Below are 19,524 nucleotides of genomic sequence, written 5' to 3' on the forward strand. Positions count from 1 at the left end.
AATTTAATAATTCAATTTAAGAGGAAACGTTCATACATTGAATCACGCCGTTATTCGTGTGAATATTCCCGAAAATCGCATCATTAATGTGCAGGAATTCACCGATGTTTGACTGGCAGGATTTAAAACACTTCGTGGCGCTGGCGCGCACCGGTTCGTTGTCGGCGGCAGCGCGGGAGCTGGGTTGCGATCACGCCACCGTCGGGCGACGCGTAGCGGCGCTGGAACAGGCGCTCGGCCTGCGTTTGATCGTACGACTGCCGCGCAGCACACCGTTGACCCAGGACGGACAGGCGATTGCCGGGCTGGCGGCGGAGATCGAGGCGCAAAGCCAGGCTATTGCCCGCCATGCGCGCAGCGCCGGCGCAGCGCCCCAGGCCGGCGTGCGCATCAGTGCGCCGCCGTCGATCGCCGCGCATATTCTCGCGCCGCGCATTGCCGCATTTAACCAGGCTTTTCCACAGATCGTCGTCACGCTGTCGGGTGAATCGGCGCTCGCCGAGCTGGATCGCGGCGAAGCCGACATCGCCGTGCGCATGGTGCGCCCGCAGCAGCCAGAGCTGCTGACGCAGCGCATAGGCATGATGCGCTACGCGCTGTATGCCGCACCGGAGCACGCCGCACTACCCGACGCGGCGCGCCGCTTTCTCGCCTATGACCATCACTACCAACAGCAGCCGCATCAGCAATGGCTGCAACAGCTGTTGCAGGGGCGTCCGGTGGTCTTTCAGGCCAGCGATCTGTTTTCACTGCAACAAGCGGCGCGTTCAGGGCTGGGTGCCGCCGTTTTGCCGACTTTCGTCGCCGATGGCGATCCGGATCTGGTCCCGTTGCCCACGGCCAATGCCGCGCCAACGCGCGAGCTTTGGCTGGTGACGTATCCCGATTTGGCGCGCACCGCTGCCGTGCGCGCGGTGATGAATTTCCTGGTCGAAACGCTCGGCAAAACGTGCCCATTACCGGCATAAAGCATCAGAATGACTAATATAAATACTGGACAAAAGTCACGCGGGGGATTATTACTGGTCAACACTTAATCGAGAGTAGGGATGGCAGTCATCATGGTGTTGCGTACTGATGTAGGACGGATTCTGATCACCGGCGCCGGCGGCCGGGTAGCCACGGCGTTTCGTCAGGCAATGGGCGATCGCTACGCGCTGCGCCTGGCGGAACGCGACATCAGTCTGCTGAACGATCTGCAACCCGGCGACGAAGTCATCAGCTTCAACATCGCCGATCTCGACGCCTGCCGCGCGGCCTGCGCCAATATCGACACCGTGTTGCATCTGGCGGCCGATCCCTCCCCCGACGCCGACTTCTGCGGCTCGTTGATGGACAACAACATTCTCGGCACCTTCAATATCTTCCGCGCGGCGAAAGACGCCGGCTGCCGCCGGGTGGTGTTCGCCAGCAGCGCGCAGGCGGTGGAAGGCTACCCGCTCGACTATCAAATCCGCCCGGACGACGCGCCGAAACCGAAGAACCTGTACGGCGCCAGTAAAGCCTTCGGCGAAGGCATCGCCGCCTACTTCGCCCATCAGGAAGGGCTTTCTGCCCTGTCGGTGCGCATCGCCAACTTCACCAGCCTGAGCCCGGGAGATCGGCTCAGCGCCCGCGACATGAGCGCGTTTCTCAGCCATCGCGACGCCGCCGATCTGCTGGAGCGCTGCATTCGTGTCGAAGGGGTGCAATATGCGGTGGTGCACGGGGTTTCCAATAACCGCTACACGCGTTTATCGCTGGAAGAGACCCGTCGCCTGCTGGGTTACGCCCCACAGGACGATGCGTTCAGCCTGCTCGGCTTCGAATAGCTTGGGCGGAAAGGGAAACAACGCCGGGAGGCACCCGGCGTTGGGACAGCATTACGGTTTTTCGGCGATCTTGCGCAGATATTCGTTATTTTTAAACGCAATGATGATCATCTCGAACGCCACGCGCACGAACACACCGCCGACGATGATGCCGAACAGGCCACGGAAGAACTCGCCGTAGAACATCATGCCGATGCCGCTGATCAACACGCCCAACAGCGCCAGCCAGTAAACGGCGGTGATGATTTTTGGCGTCAGCATCGCGTCGAAGAAGAAGATATTTCTCATGTGGATCTTTCCTTAGGCAGGTCTTTCATTATCCCAGAGGCGCCGCACCGAGCGGCGGCCACTTATACACAAAGATAATGATAGCGGCTAAGAGTTGATGCCGAACAGATAAATGGGGGCGGGAGAGGATAAGCGTTTATGTTTTATGCGGCTAACGGCGTGCGGCGGATAAAAAACCGCCGCACGCTGTCGCTTAGCCGTTGGCGTAAACGACTTTTGCGGCGGTGCGGCTGGTGAACAACACCAACAGCAGCGCCAGCCCGGCGATAATCGCCCCCATCACCGGCACGAAGCTGTAACCCAGACCGGCGGAGACCACCGCGCCACCGGCGGCGGCGCCCAGCGCGTTGCCCAGGTTGAAAGCGCCGATGTTGACCGAAGACGACAGCCCCGGTGCTTCGCTGGCCACGCGCATCACGCGCATCTGCAGCGGCGGCACCACGGCAAAGGTCGCCGCGCCCCAAATCACCATGCTCACCGCTGCGCCGATGTCACTGCGCGCCAGCAGCGGGATCAGCAGCATGATGGCCACCAACAGCAGCAAGAAGCCCTTCAGCGTCGCGCTCTCGGAACGGTCGGCGAACTTGCCGCCGAGGTAGTTGCCGATGGAGAAACCGACGCCGATCAGCACCAGCATCACCGTCACGAACAGCGGCGTCGCCTCGGTGATGTGCTGCAATACCGGCGAGATGTAGGTATAGAGCGTGAACATCGCGCCCGCCCCCAGCACGGTCGTCAGCAGCGCGGTCAGCACCTGCGGCCGCACCAGCACCGACAGCTCGCGTTTCACGTCAGGGCGCGCGCCGGCGCTGCCTTTCGGCAACGAGAACCACAGCCCCAGCATGGCGATCACGCCCAGCCCGGCCGTCGCCAGGAACGACATGCGCCAGCCGATGGTTTCACCCAGCCAGGTTGCGGCGGGCACCCCGCCGATATTGGCGATGGTCAGCCCCATAAACATGGTCGCCACGGCGCTGGCCTGTTTCTCTTTCGGCACCACGCTGGCGGCCACCACCGATCCGAGGCCAAAGAAGGCGCCGTGGTTCAGGCTGGTGATGATGCGCGACAGCATCAGGGTGGTGTAATCCGGCGCGATGGCCGACAGCACGTTGCCCAGGGTAAAGATCGCCATCAGGAAAATCAGCGCGCTTCTGCGCGCCCGGTGCGACAGCAGCAGCGTCATCAGCGGCGCGCCGACCATCACGCCGACGGCGTAGGCGCTGATCAACATGCCGGCCATCGGAATGGAGACGTCCACCCCTTTGGCGATGGTCGGCAGCAAGCCCATAGGAGAGAATTCGGTGGTGCCGATGCCGAACGCCCCCACCGCCAGCGCTAACAAGGGATAATTCACTTTCATGCAACAACTCCGGTTTACCGCTGCCGAAGCGCGGGAACAGTTAAGATGCCGAAAGTATGACATTGATCACAACAAAGATAAGCAGGCGGGAGGCTAAAAGACTTTTGCAAATTTGTTAAAAGTGCGGTGGGAGGGGGCATCCGTAATCCGGTGTGATCACGCGTGGCAGCCGCCCTACCGCTGCCCTTCCATCCACGCAAGAAAATCCATCATCCGGTCGGCAAAGGCAGCGTCGTTCGCCTCGCCAACCGCATGAGCCAGCAAGTACGTCATGTCAGCCTGCTGTGCCGGATAGCGCGCCAGCAGCTGTTCGGCATAGTCGGTTAACGTTGTCGGCCAGAATGCGCTGCCCTCGGCGCGCAGCATGTTGGTGGCGCGGATCAGCTTTCTGGCCGCTTCGCGCTTTAAGCGCTTCTCATCCGGCACCGGGCTTGCCTGCAGCAGTAGCTGCTCCCGATATCGCACCAACACGGGCCGTAAATCGGCATTGACCGCCAGCGCGATGCGCCGATCGGGCCGAAACAGCGGAAAAGCGGCGGAAACGTCTTCGCCCCACAGGCAGCGGCAGTGATGCTTCAGCCAAAATCCCCAGGAATGGCAATGCTCAGGGTTCAACGCCTCCTCGACGCTGCCGATGTCAAAGTCGACCTTGCTCACGATCCGCTGCTCCAGCTGAAAAGCCTGCCGCCACGCCTCAAGGCGCTGCAACGCCTCGCTATCGGCCGGCTTGGTGAGCAACAGCGTGATGTCCAGATCGGACACGCCGGGAATGGCTTCGCCGCGCGCGACGCTGCCGTAGAGGTATATGCTGTGGATGAGCGCCGGGAATTGGCACGGTAGCCCCGACGTCAGCGCCTCCAGCAGCGGGATAAAAGCCTGCTGCAGCGGAAACGCCGTCACCGTAGGAATCAAGCCCACCTCATGCCCTTCCACTGCGCACTTTGCCCGAGCGCATTTCGATGTTCCGCTGCAGTTCGCGCAGCCCGCCGGCCAGGAAGCAGGCTTCCGCCAGCACGAACAGCGGGCCGATGGTAAGGCCCGTCACGTCGTCCATAAACGCTGGTTTTCTCCCCTCCCAGAAATGCCCGACAAACTGAAACAGCCAGCCGATGACGAAGCCGCCGATGCCGACGCTCAGCCACGCCGCCGTCGACAGCGACGCCACCCAGGCGCCGAACACGAGGCACAGCAGCAGCAACGCCAGCATCATGCCGCCAAGGCGCAGGCTCAGCCGCAGGTAATAGAGGGCCGCGACGATAACCACCGCGGCGGCCGGCGAAAACGGCAGCCATCCAGCGCCCCACGCCGGCCGGGAGAGCAGCGCCAGCAGGCTGACGACGATCAGCGGGATGCCGATAAAATGCGTGGCGATATTGCGCGCATCGCGGTGATAGGCGGCATAAGCGGCAAGTTGATCTTCCAGACTTCGCATGTTGACCTCCGAATGATGCGCGCACGGCCGAGCCGGCTCATTGCATTAAAGATAGCCGTATCGTTCAGCATAGGAAAATGATCAGGGATTGGCGATCACAGGAGTCGCATAAGAGACTTATTAATATGATATAAAAGGAGTTATTTGAAATGGATAATTAATTAACCCCCATAAGCACCCCCAAATGCTTTTTCTTCACGTGGAAAGTACAAAAAACAACCCAACCTTATCGGTACAGGACACCCAATTATACACGAGTATATTTGCTCAAACTGTATCCTTTCTCCCCTCCTATCTTTAAGATTTTTGTAGGGACAATCCTATAGCCCTGTAAGCTCGCAGAATGTCACCAGCAGACAGGTAAGCACTATGCTCCATCCAAGGCCGAAGATTACGATCGATGCGGACCAGACAGTGTTCTTCCACCAAATCGTTGATAGTTTCCCGAATGGAGTGTTCTCCTCCCTGAAAGGCGGTATCAAACATCGCACTTTAGATGGCATACATATTCACTCCAAGCATATATAAAAGTGACTTAGCTAATAATTTAACTATTAAATTAATGTAATTACTCAAAAAATGAACACTATAAAAAATTTTATAATCACACAACATCATGAAATAAAACACAATAAACCAAAGCACTGTCTTGGAATCAAAATATTTACATAAAAACTTGTTGACACCCCCCTATCATGGAAATTAATTTTATGCATATATTCTGAAAAATTATGCGGAATTGAGTTATGTCTAGGGATGATGTTTCAGTCACAAATAGTCCAAAAATTTTTGAAAAATTCATGGCTTTTGTTGAATCCGACTCGTTTAGTTGCATAGGTGCGAAAACCGCGTCTTACCTGAAAACATTGCTTCATCGGGATTGTTGCTTCGACAATAAAGTGACCCTTGAAGATGCATATGGCTTTCTACAACAATTCGCCGGTATTCGTGAAACGCTGAGCAAAACTAACGCCACTTTTGTTCTAACCTTCAGCGATCGGGACATACAGTCCGAAGCTGAATTTGAAGACTTTGTCTGGACAACCCTTACTCGACTGCATGAACTTGATATTCAGGCTGGATATGAATGGAGTAAGGAGTCTTCCGCTGATCCATACTCTCCAGATTTTGGTTTTTCTCTGGTCGGGGAACCTTTCTTTATCGTGGGCTTACACCCTTACTCCTCCAGAATCAGCCGGCAAGCCCCCTTTCCAGCTCTCGTGTTCAACGCCCATCGTCAATTCAGACACCTTAAGGTTGACGGCGCATTCCAGAAGATGCAGAAGGAAATACGACGGCGAGAGATGAAAATTCAAGGGACACTAAATCCAAATTTAAGTGACTTTGGTGAACAAAGCGAAGCTAGGCAGTATGCGGGGAACGCGACTCAGCAAGTTTGGTCCTGTCCTTTTAGCAAGAAAATTAACCTCTAAAAAGAGATTTAAATGGAAACGATAATTGTCACTGGAGCATCCTCAGGCTTCGGCGAAGCCATTGCTCGTCGCTTTCTTGCCGAAGGATATAATGTCATTGCAATAGCGAGGCGTAAGGAAAAATTGATGGAGTTATCAATGGATTTTCCTAGAAAAGTTCACGCACTAGCAATGGATATCACCGATAAATATTCAGTTGATGAATGTCTTGATAACATACCGGAAGAGTTCGAGAACATTATAGCACTGATAAACAATGCAGGATTATCATTGGGATTTGGCCCAGCCCAAGATAACGATATCAGTGACTGGGAGACTATGGTTAACACAAATATATTGGCCCTTTTACATATCACCAGACGTATGCTGGAGATTTTCAAGATAAAAAACCAAGGTCATATTATCAATATCGGTTCAGTAGCCGCTTATTACCCTTATATCGGAAGCAATGTATACGGTGCAACTAAATCGTTTGTTCATAATTTTACCCTCAACCTAAAAACCGATCTGGAAGGCACTAACATCAGAGCATCCTGCATCGCTCCGGGCTTATCTAAAACTGAATTTGCCATCGTTCGATTCAAAGGGGATGTGGAAAAAGCGGATTCACTGTATGAAAAAAAAACATATCTCACCGCAGATAATATTGCTGAAACCGTTTTCTGGACATTCTCATTACCAGCCAATGTCAACATCAACGTTCTGGAAGTCATGCCGACAGGTCAGTCTTTCGCTTTGGGTTTCACAAAAAAACAGGATGGAAAATGAATATCATTAACAGCTACAGCGATTGGGGCAGGTTAGAAGAAATCATTCTGGGCAGCCCTAAAAATCTCACCTTGCCAGATTTAGATATTTCCTCCAGAAATTTCTTTGATCTGCAGGAGGATTTTGTTCAGCAAAAAAATCCAACACCAATTATCGAACGCGTAAAAAGCGAAATGGAAGAAGACTTTCAGGAGTTGACGTCCATTTTGGAAGGTTATGGGGTAAAAGTAAGACGACCTGAAGCTATCAACCTGGATGTTGTCTGCCAGACTCCGCATTGGGCATCTCAACAATCCCATGCTCTAATGCCTCGAGATTGCATGCTGGTACTTGGCGATACATTGATCGAAGTGCCTATGCCGTCACGGAATCGATACTTCGAGAGCCAGTCTTTCCGCAATATCACTCGGGAGTATTTTTCAAAAGGTGAAAAATGGCTCTCAGCCCCAAAACCAATTTTAACTGATGATACTTATCTTTGGGATGGTGCAACGCCTTACCTGGCAGAGAATGATCCCCTGTTCGATGCAGCCAACATAATGCGTTGCGGAAAAGATATTTTCTATAACATCAGCAATAGCGGCAATCGTGCCGGATTTGAGTGGCTGGAAAGAACCTTTGGCGATAAATTTAACTTCCATCAAATGTCAATTTGCAGTGATCATGTTGGAACAACTATGCAATTACTACGCCCTGGATTAGCATTAATTAATGCAGGGAGAATGACTCCAGCAGATATCCCGGCCCAATTTAAAAATTGGGAACTCATTCTCTTTAATGATCCCGAAGATATCGGTTATTCTTTTGACTGGGCTAGGGCCTCCGTCTGGATCGCAATGAACGTTCTTTCTATCGATGAAAAGACGATTATTGTAGAGAGGAGCCAGCATAAATTAGCCGAGATCCTTGACCGCTGTGGATTAGAGGTAATACCCGCATCATTCCGCCATGGCAGGACTGTGGGAGGTGGTTTCCATTGTTGCTCACTGGATATTCGTCGGCAGGGAAGTGCTGAAAATTATTTCTAAATAATGATTTCATGCTCCCGGAGGAGTAGATAATGAGTAATAGAACACTGCTCATCAAGGGAGCTATTCGACATGATGACGATGTTGCAGAAGTATTGACACTGAAAGTTTCGAGATATGACCCTTATGGATATAGTGAGGAATGCTCCATATTTGAAGTTAACTTTCAAGATGATAAAGGGACTAAAACCCTGTCTTTAGAGTTTGTCAACCTTTATGAGACATGCTATCTCAGAGACATAAATTACATCGAAAAAGAATGGAGTGATAATGGACTCTTGATGGCCATATCAGTGTCATTCCATTTGACCAAGTTTGAGAGGTTCATTATTATTGGTAACTACCTTTTCGAAACTATTACGCGTATTTTCAGTAAGAACAGTATTTACCCAGAAATTGTGCTGAAAGAGTCCGAATACAATAAAAATAGCTCTTATTATATCAACTACTTACCACGAGATATCATAGTAAAGCATAATGATGACGTTTTCGGGATTATACCTGAGGATACCATCCTGGATTCAGCTCTGGAGAATAATATTGAACTGAAACATATGTGCAAAGCTGGCATTTGCATGAAATGCAGAAAAAAAATTCAGTCAGGAGCCTGCATGGCTATTTCTTCAAATGAAGAAAATAATATGGTTAAGTCTCAACACGTACTGACCTGCAACTATAAAGCATTAACATCACTTGTGATAGGATAATTATGGAACATACTAGTATTCTCGCATTCGCATTAGCCGCACTTTTACTTAATTTAAGTCCAGGTCCCTCGTTGCTGTTTGTCAGTGCCAGAGGTATCAGCGAAGGAAAGGCTGCAGGGGCTGTATCTGCTCTGGGGCTTGCTTCTGGGAGTTCAATCCATGCGCTTCTAGCCGGACTAGGGGTGACAGCTATCGTTGCTCAGAACGCACATGTGGCCAATGCTGTCGCACTAATTGGTGGCGTCTATATTTTATATCTTGGCTGGGATGCATTAAAGGAGGCAAGGAATACTGGAGGCCCCCAATCTCTTAGTGTGGATAGGAAAAGGAATAAATTATCCAAATTGTACTTTCAGGCTGTTTCAGTCGAGTTCTTGAATCCAAAAACTATTCTTTTCTATCTTTCTATCCTACCAGGATTAATCTTATCAGGTGGATATACTCCTCTAGAAGCCTTACTGATCTCCCTGATTGTTCCGGCAACAGCGTTGCCTATCGATTTGACCGCTGGATTGACGGGAGGAATGCTAGCAAAAATGTCACAAAAAAACCAACGTGTGACTGTAATTCTGAATTATATATCTGGAGCAGCACTTTTGCTTATAGGAATTTTGTTGCTGTATAAGAATTTTATGGGGGGGTGATATGTATTTCTCTATAAGCGACGAGGCCTCAATAGCTGGCGTTACGCATGCCCTATTTCTTGTTATGCGAGGAGTCATCTGCTCTCCAAGCAAAATAGAGTTCATTTCTCGTTGCAACGATCTCGTCTCAACAGATATTTCAGGTGACCTGCAACGCTTTAACGATGGCTTTAAAAAAATAATAGCAAACACCACAGGTAAATGTAATTTAAAAACAGCAGGAGAAAAACTCAGGGAGAATTTTTCCTCACGTGGATTTCGTTCTATCAATAACGTTATTGATGCATATAACGAAGCGGCGTTCCATTACGGTATTGGCATTGGCGGACATGACTTATTCTCAGTAGATCCTTTAGCAAAGGTAGAGGTGACGTTAGCTTCAGATGATGAATGCATCATTCCTCTTTTCCAAAACAGTGAGAAAAAAGTGAATTACGGTGAATTGATCTACACCGCAAATGATAAAGTAATGGCTTGGGTTGGCTCAAAAGATGTTGATTCTGATTGCTTCAAAATATCAGAAATCACGACCGATTGTCTTTTTGTCATTCTCGGTCATGAACTTGTTAAGCCTGCAGAGCTCTATGCCGTTAGTTTGCGTATCCGAAGAAACATAATAGACGCATCATACGATATTGATGCAGGCCACTTAGTTATCGAAGAGTATTACTATTCAACGAGAAAAAATTCATGAGTATCATTTCAAAAATAATACATTACCCACTAAAGTCCGGTTCTGGAATCTCGTCAGGTTTTTGTACTGGGAGCATGAATGGTATCACTGGCGATCGTATTTATTGTCTTTTTGATTCTGAAAACAATAAATTCATCACATTAAGAGACACCCCTCTACTAACGGATATTTTAATCACTGAAATTGACGGTAGGCTATCAGTATCTATTGAGGGAAAAATCAGTGAGTTTGACACCCCACCACCTCTTGATGGAGTCATAAAAATATGGTCAAGGGAGGTTGATGTGACAGTTTTTCGAGGAAACATTTCAGAATTTATAAGCACCTATTTGAAAATCAATGTGATACTTGCGAAAATTAAGCACATTAATGATTTCTCCCATTGTTTCATGGATACAGGTCCGATACATATTATTTCGCAGAATTCTCTCGAGAAATTAAAAAAAACCTGTGGTTTAGATGAGATAGATCATGCTATTTTTCGTCCAAACATAATCGTTTCTGAATTCCCATGTCCTAACGAGAAAGATATTAAAAAGGTGATAATAAATGGCAATGTATTTAGAGTAACTGAAATGACTGAGCGTTGCGAGGCGATATCTATACTCCATCGCAAACTACTATCAGTTTCTGACTCGCAAATTTTGGAAACTTTGGATGAGTTGAATGAGTTCGATGGTGCTATTTTTGGAATTTACGTACGCGCAGATTCAGATTTTTTCATTAGTATCAACGATATAATTGAAATACAAACTAATTAAACCCGACATTAATTAACTATTTGAAAATTTTATTTTTTAGTTCACTAAACCAAACCCAGCGCATCTTCTATTCTATAGAGGTGGTACTAGCTATTTAATTAAGGAGCTTAATAATCGCGATCAGATTAATTGTAGCCCACTAGGCGAGCTTCTTCCTGCTGAACCTGTAAGTAAGACTTACAGGTTGCGTTTTGTTCAAGTTCCGCTTCTTCGTAGATCGCTTTGATGTGCTGTGTAATCGCCTGGGGAGTCACTTGATAAAGATTCGCGATGGTCGCATGGGGCAGCCACAGCGTTTCTTGCTCAAAGCGACATTCAACGCGCACTTCGCCATCATCGCTGGCAAACATAACAAACTCACCTGCCGGTGATTGGGTTAAGTGTTTGTCTGCCATGTCGCCTCCGCTTTAATCTGACTTACAACGCTGTAATTCGCTTAGTATGCCAGAGAAGCTCATCGAAGCTCATTACTCGAACAACGGTTATTTTCTCAAAAAAATGTCTGCGAGGTGATTCGCTTGGATAGGATTTTTTTGAATTCAAGAAAGTGTGGGAAACAATAATTTGGCGGAGATCACAGGAATCGCATTTGATAGATAATTATATTGAATTTATTGATTATTTTTCTATTCGATTTTCTGACATGCCCCCAATTATGCCCCCACATGTTTTTCCTTAATGATCAGCTGGCTGATTTATGAGCGTTTCAAGCCAAGGGTGAACTGTGCCCGATGAACATCCAAAGGTGTTAGCCAGGGTTCTTGATCCTGCCAGGAGAAACCCTTCTGGTCAATGCGCACAAGCTCGAATCGTTCTACAAGGAAATTAACAGCATCAGTAAGATTCACTCCCGCCTCTATATGTTCCAGAATCGCCGTATCGTTACTGAACGGTGTGTCGTTGATCGTGAGGCCGTAATGATGCTCTAAAAGATACGTTAATAGTTTTTGCCAAATCTGGACAGGAGATAGGCGTGACGAAACCGTCACCGTTGCCGGTACAGTTGGAATATGCATGAGTTGAGTCCCTGATAAAAGAAGAGGAAGGTATTACCTGGTTAGAGCTGACCAGGGATATATGGCGATGTAAACGTAGCCATGAGAGCCGAGAGTGTCAGCTTCACAAGTAAGTCCGTTGTGATGCCGTGTGACGCAGTGCTGGCTGCTGGGATCAAGCTCGCCAGTGGTCAGCATCTGCTCAAGCTGTTTCATCATCAGTGGAAATGCCTGGTCCAGACGCAAAGCTTCTTCGTCACTGAATGAGCCATTAAATCCTGCCCGGTCAGCCAGAAAGTATAAGCGGTTGCCTTCCTGTACCAGGCGAGCGCCGAAGCATGGCGTGATATTACGTTTTAATCCCCACTGAAAGCAGGATGCGTTCTCCGCCGATGTGCCGGATAAGGTGGTCGACTGCATTAATATATTCCTTAATGACTGAGTGGGTTGATTAGTTCACTGTCACGCTGCGAAGAATGGCGTACGGGCCTGCCCGGTCCTGACGACGTTCAATAAAAACAGCGAGTACGCCGCTGATATCCTGAACTTCACGTCCGTAGTAATGGCAGACACTGCCATGCCACTGGTAGTGACCTGTACAGAAGGCAGATAGCCTGGATTCGGGATGCTGACGATAAATATGCATCGCCTGACGCTTACTGATGATTTTCATTCTGCACCTCATAACAAGCCACATTCAGCAAAAGACACCACTTCGTTCCCGACCACAAGATGATCCAACACACGCACTTCCACCAGAGCCAAGGCTTTAGCAATTCGCAGAGTGACATGTTTATCCTGCTGGCTGATTTCTGTCGTGCCGGACGGGTGGTTATGCGCCAAAATGACCGCAGCGGCGTTATGTTTCAGGGCTGATTTAACCACTTCGCGGGGATGCACTTCGGTATGGCTGAGCGTGCCGGTAAACAGTGTTTCTCGCTCCAGCAGGCAATGTTGATTGTCGAGATACATTACGATGAAAACTTCCCGCTCCAGGTGAGCCATTTGCAGTTGCAGCCAGGTTTTTGTGAGGCTGGTTGAGGTAAATGACTCACTCGGTTGACGCTGGTATTTCTCCAGCAGACGTAATGCTCGCTGGATGACTCGCTGCTCGTTTGCAGGAAATATCGGGGACAAATTGATCGTAGGCATGACAACTCCTCAGAAGAAAAAGCCCTTCCGAATCTTCGGAAAGGCGTTAAGGGAAAATGGTGGAATGGTCATGAAGCAAGCTGCAGCATATTCTCAGCCATCACCCAGAGGGCACGGTTGAGCTTCACATCACCGTCAATACCTTTCACTGCTCGGGTATGGGCGCGCTTTCCTTTGGTTGTTCTCCCCGATAGCCCGCCTTTAATCAGATTTTCCTGAATGCGCTGATAAGTGGTCCACAGGTCGTTACTCTCATCCTGCCAGCGGCGTGGGGAAAGTATCTGCGACTCTGTCACCGGTTGGTGCTCCTCACCGAAGCGATATGTCAGCGCCGCTTTCGCCATCACCTGCTGAGCGGGCGGCGGTAACAAAAGCGACTGCATGGCATCGCGTTTCTCTTCTACGCGGTCAAATATTCCCAATACTTCGTAGGCCCCTTCGATGACTTTCTCTACTACATTGCCTTTATGCGGCACGCGCACTTCGCCAAAACTCTCACCGCAAATCAGCCCATTTTGGCAAACTGCTCTGAATAACCCCGGTAGCATCTGATATGAGCTGGAGCCGTCGTGGCTATTCAGTAGAATAATTTCGGGAACCTGTTTGCCAGTAATCTGGCCTTCACGACGCAGGCGCAGCATGTGCTTCGTATGCTCTCGTTTGCTCTGGTCGCGGACTCTGGTCTGGCAGGCGAAGAATGGCTGGAAGCCTTCGCGTTGCAAGTTATCGAGAAGGGTAATTGTCGGGATGTAGGTATAGCGATCACTCCGGGATTCATGCTTTTCTTCGCTGAAGACACTGGGCACATAATGGGCCAGTTCGTCGCGAGTTAACGGGCGGTCACGACGAACAAGGTTGACTGCACCAAAGCGGCTGGCTAAACGGGTCATGGCTGGCTCCTTTAAAATGGGTATAAAAAAGGCCATCCCTGAGGATGGCCTGGATTGAAAGTGGGGATTATTTAAGGTGAAACCTGCGATGCAGCCTTTTCTGAATCTGACTGGGGCAACGCAGATAGTTCGGCAGGACTGAGCTTATCTGCACGGTAAAGTTGTAATTTCTTCAGAATTGGAGCTTTTTGTGACTGCAGGTAGCTCAAACACCATTCCCGCTTCAGTACAATCCTGACTGGGGCAGGCAAAAGCTCATATGCTTTGCTGAAAACAACTTCAACAAAAGCATCATCATTAAGCTTATCTTCAGCGATATTTAACAAACCATTAATTACAATATTCTCCAGTAATAGCCTGTATTTATCAGATCCATTTATCGAAGATTTGACCGTGTTTTCCGGTAGGAGCTCACTTAATGATGCATCCAGATTTTCTGCAGGTGTTTTCTCGCGTGAAAAACTCAGCCTTTCTTTAAGGCTACGGAGTTTCCCTGTTCCATTTTCGACCATAGTCTTTTTATCCTTTGAACTTCCGCCTCCTGCCATCAGGCAAGTGCAGCGAGTTTTTTTATTGCCTTTATCAGGCTAAAGGTGGTCAAACCTGCACCCAGAGCTTTTACCGTGATCGAATGGCTTCGCATCAACGTTATCCCTGTTACGCACAGGACAAGTTGCCACGTACAGTCGGGCCATGGGGATTCATGATCTGGCTGGTTTGTAATCAATTCGCTTTGGCTGTGCATGGAAAATACCTCTACTTATAGCCATTAGGGAGCCATTGGCCCTGTTTGCGGATATCAGTAATAATGCCCCCCTGCTTGACAGAAATGGTGCGCCAGCCCGGTTCTTTACTGGATGCATTCCCATAGGTGTACCCGATAGTCATTGTCATCTTTTCGCCTGAAGTAGTGATGAGATCAGCTTCATATGTGGCTTCGGTATTTTGTTTACGAATAAAACGTACGGCGTTAATTGCAGAACAACGAATACTGCTTTTTGCATATTCAAAGGAATTGTTAGCCATCTGACATCCGTCGTTTTTAATTTCATCCGTCAGGTTTGTTGAAGCATTGAAGTTCTTAGGCGCAGGTGTAAATTTAGCCATATCGTTCCGCATAGTCGGTGGGTCTGTCTGAAAGACGAGGTAAACTGGACAATCTGATTTACCTACTTCACACGCCTTTGCCACGTAATCACGTACCGGCCACCCGGCATTGCCAAAATATTCTGCACCACTTTCATCTTTGCATTGTGACCAAGTAGCTTTTTTACCCATCATAACGCCATCTACCAACACACAGGTGACGGCCTTTACAGGCTTACCATCCCAGCGGACTGCCTCAAAGGGCTGAATGCCCGTATGGTTCACATCAAGCGTGTAGGCCTGTGGATTCTTGGCTAGTCGCTCATTCGCCTGTTTTAATTGGTTGCTTCCTTCTTGGGTCAGGAAAAAGGTATAGCGTTCGGGATGTATATCTCCGTGAACTGTCAATGCAGAAGAGATAGATGGGATAAGCAGAACTGCTGAGCTGAACGATAAAGCTATTAATTTATGCATCATATTTCCTTTTTGATTATTAGTGATGAATACAGTCCTGCCAGGTAAAATCACCCAGCGCTTCATTCAGCCCTTTAGTACTGAATTTTTTAGAAATTGCTGTATTCGAAGAGGTGATTTTTATTACACCGTTATTTCCTGCAGATTTGAGTGCTGTAAAAGCCGTTTCATCTAGAGAATAGTTTGTACCGTTAATACTGATACCAGGCTCAGCAAGGCCTGTGAGGGAAGAAACGCGGTAGTCCTCTGCAGGTACGCTATAAGCTAGAGCTAACGTTCCGCCTGTACAGGTCAAAGTGAGCACTTCGCCTGCAGAATTCTGAGAGTTAATTTCAAACTCCATAACACTGATATTGCCAAACCAGTGGTGCCATTGCTGTTCCTGAATGACTGCATGTGCAGAGGTTGAGAACAATGCTGCACTGAAAAGCAAGGCTGAGGGAGACTTCAGCATAGTTGCTCCTTACTGTGTGTTTTATAAATGAAAAATGGCCTTTTGCTGTACAAAAGGCCATCTGATCGTATGCATTTGAGAGGGGATGTGATAATCGTTAATACAGATCGGTTTTAAGAAATTGATCGTTATTTTCTATGATTAAAACGATCGATATATGCTTATCAATAGTTTTAGCCTATCGTTAATTTTATATCGATCGGCACTACAGATCAGTGTGTTGAGTCACATCAGCATACTTAGCTGCTGTGCCTCATTAAGGTTATATAGGTTTGAAAAATAATAGAATGCTGACAAATAAAATATTCTTACTTGATGTTTTTCTTCTCTTTTATTTTACTCGCTGTTTTAGCAATTGCATCAAGTCCGTCACTCGCCATGCTTATAAGCTGGTACGGTAAAGTACTTTTCAGGGATGAGGATTGCAAATATTTAATTACTGTCCCAGGGGGATTTATACCTTTTTGGTTGCTTCCTGAATGAGTTGGCTTCATAACTTCAATATTCTCATCTTTATTATTTTGATATGCTTCTCTTGGTTCCAAAACGACCTCTGTATTATGCGCAATGTGCAGAGGCTGCGATAAACCAGTATTGAATTCACGAGTACTTCTCTCAGACGAGAAATCCTTATAACTTTCCGGCTTTGAGACCGTAGGCATAGGTGTTGCTACAACTTCTTTGTTGTCAGTTCCACAGCGTCTTGATGATTTATTCTTTTTAGAAGCAGCTGAAAGCCTATACTTATGCAGTTCCCATGCTTTTTTGAACCGCTGAATAAATAAATCATCTTTTACAAATTTAAAAATATATGAAAATTTTACAGCCATGTATTTCTCATAAGCACCTGAGGGTCTTAATGCAGAAAGTATGATACTGTCAGTTGCAGATGGAGCATTTAAGTAATCCGAATACGTGCCATCCGGATTTTTTCTTTTACCACGCATTTTGCTCCTGTCTTTTTGTATGTATTCCCAAGCCCACTCACATTTCTTCTTCTCTTTTGGAGAGAGTGGAAAATTAGCACTTAAATAATAAAGATCGTTCCATTGTTTTCGAATACGATGCATCAGGTTGAGTTTATGTCTCAGAGTTGTGGGGGCACGGTCAAAAAAATCCTCAATTGCAACTATTCTTTCTTTATTATCCACAGGATAGGGATTTATCAGTAACCTTTTATACAAAAAGTCATGCCCGACATAAATGTAATCGGCATTTCTTATCTTTCCTACAATCTCAGGAATAAGTTGTAACTCACCGTTTAAATCATGAACCATAGTTTTTATATACAGCCATGAGAAATAGCAGGCATCAGGAGATTTCTTTATCCACGAAAACTCAGAAGAGGGTAACTGAAGCGATTTAAAGAAGTTAAATGATGCGGAGTAAATCCCCTTAACAGCTTTGTCCTTTATCAGTAACAGGGCTTGATTAATAGCACCTGATGCGATTTCAACATTATTTCCAAATATATCATCTTCACTATAAGTACTCTTTACTGATGCCAGCGTGTTAATAAGAATTGCAATATCCCTAGCTGAGAGATACCAAAGAAAAAGCCTGAGATCTCTTTTGTTCTTTATATTGACATAGTGTAGTGAGTTTCCCACAAATACATTCCTGTAAAAATACTAAATTTTAGATTCCGGCTATTGTACGAGCAGTGTTGAATGTAGTCAAAAAAGTAGAAAAATAATAGATAAAAATGTAGTGTTGAAACAACGCAAAACCAGTGCTGCAGCTGGCGTTAACCAGGTATTTCACTGCTGAAAACCACCATCAAATCACACCAGTATGCACTATCAAAGTGGAACTCAATGGATAGTGTACAGAATGTTGGTTTGACTGCAGGTTATAGACCAGATGCATCAATTAAAAATATTGTCGTATATGCAGAGAAAAATACGGACAGGAAAATGTAAAACCATACATATGCGGACTATCACATGAAAGGATGCCGCCCGGTGTCCTCCTGTTACATCTCCGGAGACTTTCATGAGCATGATTGATATTCACAGCGATAAATTCGTAAATATGCGTTTTATTACGGAACTGACCGGTCAGTCTGACAAGTGGTTTTACAAAATGGCACAGGAGGGGAAGTTTCCGAAACCTGTTAAATTTGGCCGTAGTTCTCGCTGGATTGAACGTGAGGTTAAAGCATGGCTGGAAGAGCGAATTAAAGAATCCAGAGCGTAAAAATCGATGGTAGCCATTATAAAAAATGGTCACTAACTTTACACCATACTTTTATACGTTAATTACAGGCAGCTTAAGGCGTTAATGCTTATTTCATCGCCGCTTCTTATTTTATTGTATCTTGAACTTATTAATTTTATTTTATTGTTATTAAATTAATTATTCCCTAGCTAACACTCTAAAAGATACAAATGCAATTAATGGTCGATGATAAGAGACTAGCTGCAAACTGCCTTATACCCATACAAGCTGATATAACCGAGAATATACAAGCATGAACTTACCAGAAGAGTATTTATTATCGCATGTGGAATATCATGACGATGGTGTGCAATCGTATTCAATCATTTCTGATGACAATATGCTCAGAGATAAAGCAGAACAGTTAGATAAATATCTTAAAGTTTTGGGTAAAGGGAAGTCATTACCCTTTACTGTTTCGTATGACCGTAAAGGTTACAAACCTCATACAAGCGCTTCATTACTCCGCGATGCTATTTGCTGTCTGGAAAGGTTACAGAAAGACTATCTACGGACTAGGTTAGTCAATCCGCGTATAGCAGCTTTCCAGCGTTTATTAAATAATGCTGATTTGTGCGCACGGATACATGAAGGGAAAATAGTCGGAGTAGATCAAATAACGACTGCGGAAAGCCTGAATAAACTTATTCTGGATTATCGCACAGCTATCAGTCAGGCCGGATTTAAGAAGGAATATCTTAAATATAAACGGGCATCGATAAAAAACTTGAAAGGGGTGTTGAATTATCTTCGTCATATGCAGTCTCGTTATTCCCGGTTGTTAATATTGAGAGTAGATTTATCCTGGAATGATGAACATAAGTCTGACGTTACTGCGGACATAGCCCGCCAGTGCCGCCAGCATTTATTCCGCAATATGAAAAAGAACCCACTGTTCCGTAATGTACTAGGAACCGTTTGGAAACTAGAGTACGCACCTGCCCGTAAGTTTCATTACCACATGCTGTTTTTAGTTAATGGTCACAAGGCACGTCAGGATGTCAACCTAGCCCGGGCATTCGGTGAGTACTGGAAAAAACACATCACCGAAAGTAAAGGGCATTACTACAACTGCAACGCCCACAAAGACGATTATGAAGACTGTGGTTTAGGTAAGCTTGAACGAGGGAACTCATCAATGGAAAAAGGTCTGCTTAAAGCGGTGAGCTATATGACCAAGATTGATGCCTGTGCCCGTCTGGTCTTACCGGGCAATGCCCGAACATTTGGTCGAGGTGAAATCAAGGCACTGAAAACGAAAAATAAACGGCGTAGGTAGTAACGCCCATCTTTTCCTTACTTCTCTTCAACCCTATAAAGCCAGTAT

General features: G+C 47.0%; 25 protein-coding genes and 1 pseudogene. 11 read left to right on the plus strand and 15 right to left on the minus strand.

What is annotated here, in order from left to right:
- Positions 1 to 104 precede the first annotated feature (104 nt).
- Together HMPREF3138_RS04030 and HMPREF3138_RS04035 are read left to right on the plus strand one after the other, a co-directional pair.
- Positions 105 to 968: a LysR family transcriptional regulator gene (locus tag HMPREF3138_RS04030; RefSeq protein WP_038875907.1), complete on the plus strand. Its 864-nt coding sequence runs from the start codon at positions 105 to 107 to the stop codon at positions 966 to 968.
- A gap of 93 nt (positions 969 to 1,061) precedes the next feature.
- Positions 1,062 to 1,811: an NAD-dependent epimerase/dehydratase family protein gene (locus HMPREF3138_RS04035; RefSeq protein WP_038875909.1), complete on the plus strand. Its 750-nt coding sequence runs from the start codon at positions 1,062 to 1,064 to the stop codon at positions 1,809 to 1,811.
- Between the two features lie 51 nt (positions 1,812 to 1,862).
- Here the strand turns inward: HMPREF3138_RS04035 and HMPREF3138_RS04040 are convergent, their stop codons facing one another.
- From HMPREF3138_RS04040 to HMPREF3138_RS27445, 5 genes are all read right to left on the minus strand, one after another.
- Entirely contained in the window at positions 1,863 to 2,099 is a 237-nt protein-coding gene (locus tag HMPREF3138_RS04040) for a DUF4282 domain-containing protein (protein WP_019452598.1), read from the minus strand.
- A gap of 193 nt (positions 2,100 to 2,292) precedes the next feature.
- Positions 2,293 to 3,459: an MFS transporter gene (locus HMPREF3138_RS04045; protein ID WP_039568202.1), complete on the minus strand. Its 1,167-nt coding sequence runs from the start codon at positions 3,457 to 3,459 to the stop codon at positions 2,293 to 2,295.
- Positions 3,460 to 3,633: 174 nt separating this feature from the next.
- Positions 3,634 to 4,377 carry a nucleotidyltransferase domain-containing protein gene (locus HMPREF3138_RS04050; protein WP_223294925.1) on the minus strand — a complete coding sequence of 248 codons (744 nt, stop codon included), beginning with the start codon at positions 4,375 to 4,377 and terminating at the stop codon, positions 3,634 to 3,636.
- A 1-nt stretch (position 4,378) separates the two neighbouring features.
- Positions 4,379 to 4,891, minus strand: coding sequence for an Mpo1 family 2-hydroxy fatty acid dioxygenase (locus HMPREF3138_RS04055; protein ID WP_038875914.1), 513 nt, complete (start codon positions 4,889 to 4,891; stop codon positions 4,379 to 4,381).
- 297 nt (positions 4,892 to 5,188) lie between these two features.
- Entirely contained in the window at positions 5,189 to 5,377 is a 189-nt protein-coding gene (locus HMPREF3138_RS27445; RefSeq protein WP_071605340.1) for a TA system toxin CbtA family protein, read from the minus strand.
- 260 nt (positions 5,378 to 5,637) lie between these two features.
- Here HMPREF3138_RS27445 and gntA point away from each other — a divergent pair, with 260 nt between their 5' ends.
- The 7 genes from gntA to HMPREF3138_RS04080 are packed head-to-tail and all read left to right on the plus strand — an operon-like array spanning position 5,638 to position 10,926.
- Positions 5,638 to 6,324, plus strand: coding sequence for a guanitoxin biosynthesis heme-dependent pre-guanitoxin N-hydroxylase GntA (gntA, locus tag HMPREF3138_RS04060; protein ID WP_038875916.1), 687 nt, complete (start codon positions 5,638 to 5,640; stop codon positions 6,322 to 6,324).
- Between the two features lie 12 nt (positions 6,325 to 6,336).
- Positions 6,337 to 7,092, plus strand: coding sequence for an SDR family NAD(P)-dependent oxidoreductase (locus HMPREF3138_RS04065; RefSeq protein WP_038875918.1), 756 nt, complete (start codon positions 6,337 to 6,339; stop codon positions 7,090 to 7,092).
- Positions 7,089 to 8,120, plus strand: coding sequence for a hypothetical protein (locus tag HMPREF3138_RS04070; RefSeq protein WP_038875920.1), 1,032 nt, complete (start codon positions 7,089 to 7,091; stop codon positions 8,118 to 8,120). The genes HMPREF3138_RS04065 and HMPREF3138_RS04070 overlap by 4 nt, the downstream gene beginning before the upstream one ends.
- A gap of 32 nt (positions 8,121 to 8,152) precedes the next feature.
- Complete coding sequence (locus HMPREF3138_RS04075) at positions 8,153 to 8,827, plus strand: 2Fe-2S iron-sulfur cluster-binding protein (protein WP_038875922.1); 675 nt, start codon at positions 8,153 to 8,155, stop codon at positions 8,825 to 8,827.
- A 2-nt stretch (positions 8,828 to 8,829) separates the two neighbouring features.
- The gene (locus HMPREF3138_RS25085; protein WP_075204037.1) at positions 8,830 to 9,471 is read left to right on the plus strand and encodes a LysE family translocator; all 642 of its coding nucleotides are present in this window, start codon (positions 8,830 to 8,832) and stop codon (positions 9,469 to 9,471) included.
- A 1-nt stretch (position 9,472) separates the two neighbouring features.
- Positions 9,473 to 10,165, plus strand: a complete 693-nt coding sequence (locus HMPREF3138_RS25090) for a phenylalanine--tRNA ligase beta subunit-related protein (RefSeq protein WP_071605342.1) — start codon at positions 9,473 to 9,475, stop codon at positions 10,163 to 10,165.
- Positions 10,162 to 10,926, plus strand: a complete 765-nt coding sequence (locus HMPREF3138_RS04080) for an MOSC domain-containing protein (protein WP_071605343.1) — start codon at positions 10,162 to 10,164, stop codon at positions 10,924 to 10,926. Before HMPREF3138_RS25090 ends, HMPREF3138_RS04080 begins: the two co-directional genes overlap by 4 nt.
- A gap of 128 nt (positions 10,927 to 11,054) precedes the next feature.
- Here HMPREF3138_RS04080 and HMPREF3138_RS04085 read toward each other — a convergent pair.
- The 10 genes and pseudogenes from HMPREF3138_RS04085 to HMPREF3138_RS26120 form a co-directional block, all read right to left on the minus strand.
- Positions 11,055 to 11,321 (minus strand): annotated as a pseudogene (locus tag HMPREF3138_RS04085) (hydroxyacid dehydrogenase); the annotation flags it as partial.
- A gap of 300 nt (positions 11,322 to 11,621) precedes the next feature.
- Positions 11,622 to 11,942: a TA system toxin CbtA family protein gene (locus HMPREF3138_RS25095; RefSeq protein ID WP_023336519.1), complete on the minus strand. Its 321-nt coding sequence runs from the start codon at positions 11,940 to 11,942 to the stop codon at positions 11,622 to 11,624.
- A gap of 33 nt (positions 11,943 to 11,975) precedes the next feature.
- On the minus strand, positions 11,976 to 12,341 hold the full coding sequence (locus HMPREF3138_RS04090) for a type IV toxin-antitoxin system YeeU family antitoxin (protein WP_023336520.1): 366 nt from the start codon (positions 12,339 to 12,341) through the stop codon (positions 11,976 to 11,978).
- Positions 12,342 to 12,372: 31 nt separating this feature from the next.
- A complete protein-coding gene (locus tag HMPREF3138_RS25100; RefSeq protein ID WP_023336521.1) occupies positions 12,373 to 12,594 on the minus strand; it encodes a DUF987 domain-containing protein in 222 nt (73 codons plus the stop codon).
- An 8-nt stretch (positions 12,595 to 12,602) separates the two neighbouring features.
- Positions 12,603 to 13,073, minus strand: coding sequence for a RadC family protein (gene radC, locus HMPREF3138_RS04095; RefSeq protein WP_023336522.1), 471 nt, complete (start codon positions 13,071 to 13,073; stop codon positions 12,603 to 12,605).
- A gap of 68 nt (positions 13,074 to 13,141) precedes the next feature.
- Positions 13,142 to 13,963 carry a DUF932 domain-containing protein gene (locus HMPREF3138_RS04100; protein ID WP_038859440.1) on the minus strand — a complete coding sequence of 274 codons (822 nt, stop codon included), beginning with the start codon at positions 13,961 to 13,963 and terminating at the stop codon, positions 13,142 to 13,144.
- A gap of 71 nt (positions 13,964 to 14,034) precedes the next feature.
- A complete protein-coding gene (locus HMPREF3138_RS04105; protein ID WP_032645121.1) occupies positions 14,035 to 14,475 on the minus strand; it encodes a hypothetical protein in 441 nt (146 codons plus the stop codon).
- Positions 14,476 to 14,719: 244 nt separating this feature from the next.
- Entirely contained in the window at positions 14,720 to 15,589 is an 870-nt protein-coding gene (locus tag HMPREF3138_RS04110; RefSeq protein ID WP_225385418.1) for a hypothetical protein, read from the minus strand.
- Complete coding sequence (locus HMPREF3138_RS25110; protein ID WP_023336527.1) at positions 15,543 to 15,977, minus strand: hypothetical protein; 435 nt, start codon at positions 15,975 to 15,977, stop codon at positions 15,543 to 15,545. Before HMPREF3138_RS25110 ends, HMPREF3138_RS04110 begins: the two co-directional genes overlap by 47 nt.
- A gap of 308 nt (positions 15,978 to 16,285) precedes the next feature.
- A complete protein-coding gene (locus tag HMPREF3138_RS26120) occupies positions 16,286 to 17,587 on the minus strand; it encodes a hypothetical protein (RefSeq protein WP_038859443.1) in 1,302 nt (433 codons plus the stop codon).
- Positions 17,588 to 17,972: 385 nt separating this feature from the next.
- Here HMPREF3138_RS26120 and HMPREF3138_RS04115 point away from each other — a divergent pair, with 385 nt between their 5' ends.
- Together HMPREF3138_RS04115 and HMPREF3138_RS04120 are read left to right on the plus strand one after the other, a co-directional pair.
- Positions 17,973 to 18,176, plus strand: a complete 204-nt coding sequence (locus tag HMPREF3138_RS04115) for a helix-turn-helix transcriptional regulator (RefSeq protein WP_023336529.1) — start codon at positions 17,973 to 17,975, stop codon at positions 18,174 to 18,176.
- Between the two features lie 274 nt (positions 18,177 to 18,450).
- The gene (locus HMPREF3138_RS04120; RefSeq protein WP_070558810.1) at positions 18,451 to 19,476 is read left to right on the plus strand and encodes a YagK/YfjJ domain-containing protein; all 1,026 of its coding nucleotides are present in this window, start codon (positions 18,451 to 18,453) and stop codon (positions 19,474 to 19,476) included.
- Positions 19,477 to 19,524 lie beyond the last annotated feature (48 nt).

Source organism: Serratia sp. HMSC15F11 (genome assembly GCF_001808215.1).
GTDB classification, from domain to species: Bacteria; Pseudomonadota; Gammaproteobacteria; order Enterobacterales; family Enterobacteriaceae; genus Serratia; species Serratia nevei.

What these genes read in the sequence shown, in the direction of transcription:
- HMPREF3138_RS04030 (WP_038875907.1), top strand. Translation starts at nt 105, where the DNA reads ATGTTTGACTGGCAGGATTTAAAACACTTCGTGGCGCTGGCGCGCACC.
- HMPREF3138_RS04035 (WP_038875909.1), top strand. Translation starts at nt 1,062, where the DNA reads ATGGTGTTGCGTACTGATGTAGGACGGATTCTGATCACCGGCGCCGGC.
- HMPREF3138_RS04040 (WP_019452598.1), bottom strand. Translation starts at nt 2,099, where the DNA reads ATGAGAAATATCTTCTTCTTCGACGCGATGCTGACGCCAAAAATCATC.
- HMPREF3138_RS04045 (WP_039568202.1), bottom strand. Translation starts at nt 3,459, where the DNA reads ATGAAAGTGAATTATCCCTTGTTAGCGCTGGCGGTGGGGGCGTTCGGC.
- HMPREF3138_RS04055 (WP_038875914.1), bottom strand. Translation starts at nt 4,891, where the DNA reads ATGCGAAGTCTGGAAGATCAACTTGCCGCTTATGCCGCCTATCACCGC.
- HMPREF3138_RS27445 (WP_071605340.1), bottom strand. Translation starts at nt 5,377, where the DNA reads ATGTTTGATACCGCCTTTCAGGGAGGAGAACACTCCATTCGGGAAACT.
- gntA (WP_038875916.1), top strand. Translation starts at nt 5,638, where the DNA reads ATGTCTAGGGATGATGTTTCAGTCACAAATAGTCCAAAAATTTTTGAA.
- HMPREF3138_RS04065 (WP_038875918.1), top strand. Translation starts at nt 6,337, where the DNA reads ATGGAAACGATAATTGTCACTGGAGCATCCTCAGGCTTCGGCGAAGCC.
- HMPREF3138_RS04070 (WP_038875920.1), top strand. Translation starts at nt 7,089, where the DNA reads ATGAATATCATTAACAGCTACAGCGATTGGGGCAGGTTAGAAGAAATC.
- HMPREF3138_RS04075 (WP_038875922.1), top strand. Translation starts at nt 8,153, where the DNA reads ATGAGTAATAGAACACTGCTCATCAAGGGAGCTATTCGACATGATGAC.
- HMPREF3138_RS25085 (WP_075204037.1), top strand. Translation starts at nt 8,830, where the DNA reads ATGGAACATACTAGTATTCTCGCATTCGCATTAGCCGCACTTTTACTT.
- HMPREF3138_RS25090 (WP_071605342.1), top strand. Translation starts at nt 9,473, where the DNA reads ATGTATTTCTCTATAAGCGACGAGGCCTCAATAGCTGGCGTTACGCAT.
- HMPREF3138_RS04080 (WP_071605343.1), top strand. Translation starts at nt 10,162, where the DNA reads ATGAGTATCATTTCAAAAATAATACATTACCCACTAAAGTCCGGTTCT.
- HMPREF3138_RS25095 (WP_023336519.1), bottom strand. Translation starts at nt 11,942, where the DNA reads ATGCATATTCCAACTGTACCGGCAACGGTGACGGTTTCGTCACGCCTA.
- HMPREF3138_RS04090 (WP_023336520.1), bottom strand. Translation starts at nt 12,341, where the DNA reads ATGCAGTCGACCACCTTATCCGGCACATCGGCGGAGAACGCATCCTGC.
- HMPREF3138_RS25100 (WP_023336521.1), bottom strand. Translation starts at nt 12,594, where the DNA reads ATGAAAATCATCAGTAAGCGTCAGGCGATGCATATTTATCGTCAGCAT.
- radC (WP_023336522.1), bottom strand. Translation starts at nt 13,073, where the DNA reads ATGCCTACGATCAATTTGTCCCCGATATTTCCTGCAAACGAGCAGCGA.
- HMPREF3138_RS04100 (WP_038859440.1), bottom strand. Translation starts at nt 13,963, where the DNA reads ATGACCCGTTTAGCCAGCCGCTTTGGTGCAGTCAACCTTGTTCGTCGT.
- HMPREF3138_RS04105 (WP_032645121.1), bottom strand. Translation starts at nt 14,475, where the DNA reads ATGGTCGAAAATGGAACAGGGAAACTCCGTAGCCTTAAAGAAAGGCTG.
- HMPREF3138_RS04110 (WP_225385418.1), bottom strand. Translation starts at nt 15,589, where the DNA reads ATGAAGCGCTGGGTGATTTTACCTGGCAGGACTGTATTCATCACTAAT.
- HMPREF3138_RS25110 (WP_023336527.1), bottom strand. Translation starts at nt 15,977, where the DNA reads ATGCTGAAGTCTCCCTCAGCCTTGCTTTTCAGTGCAGCATTGTTCTCA.
- HMPREF3138_RS04115 (WP_023336529.1), top strand. Translation starts at nt 17,973, where the DNA reads ATGAGCATGATTGATATTCACAGCGATAAATTCGTAAATATGCGTTTT.
- HMPREF3138_RS04120 (WP_070558810.1), top strand. Translation starts at nt 18,451, where the DNA reads ATGAACTTACCAGAAGAGTATTTATTATCGCATGTGGAATATCATGAC.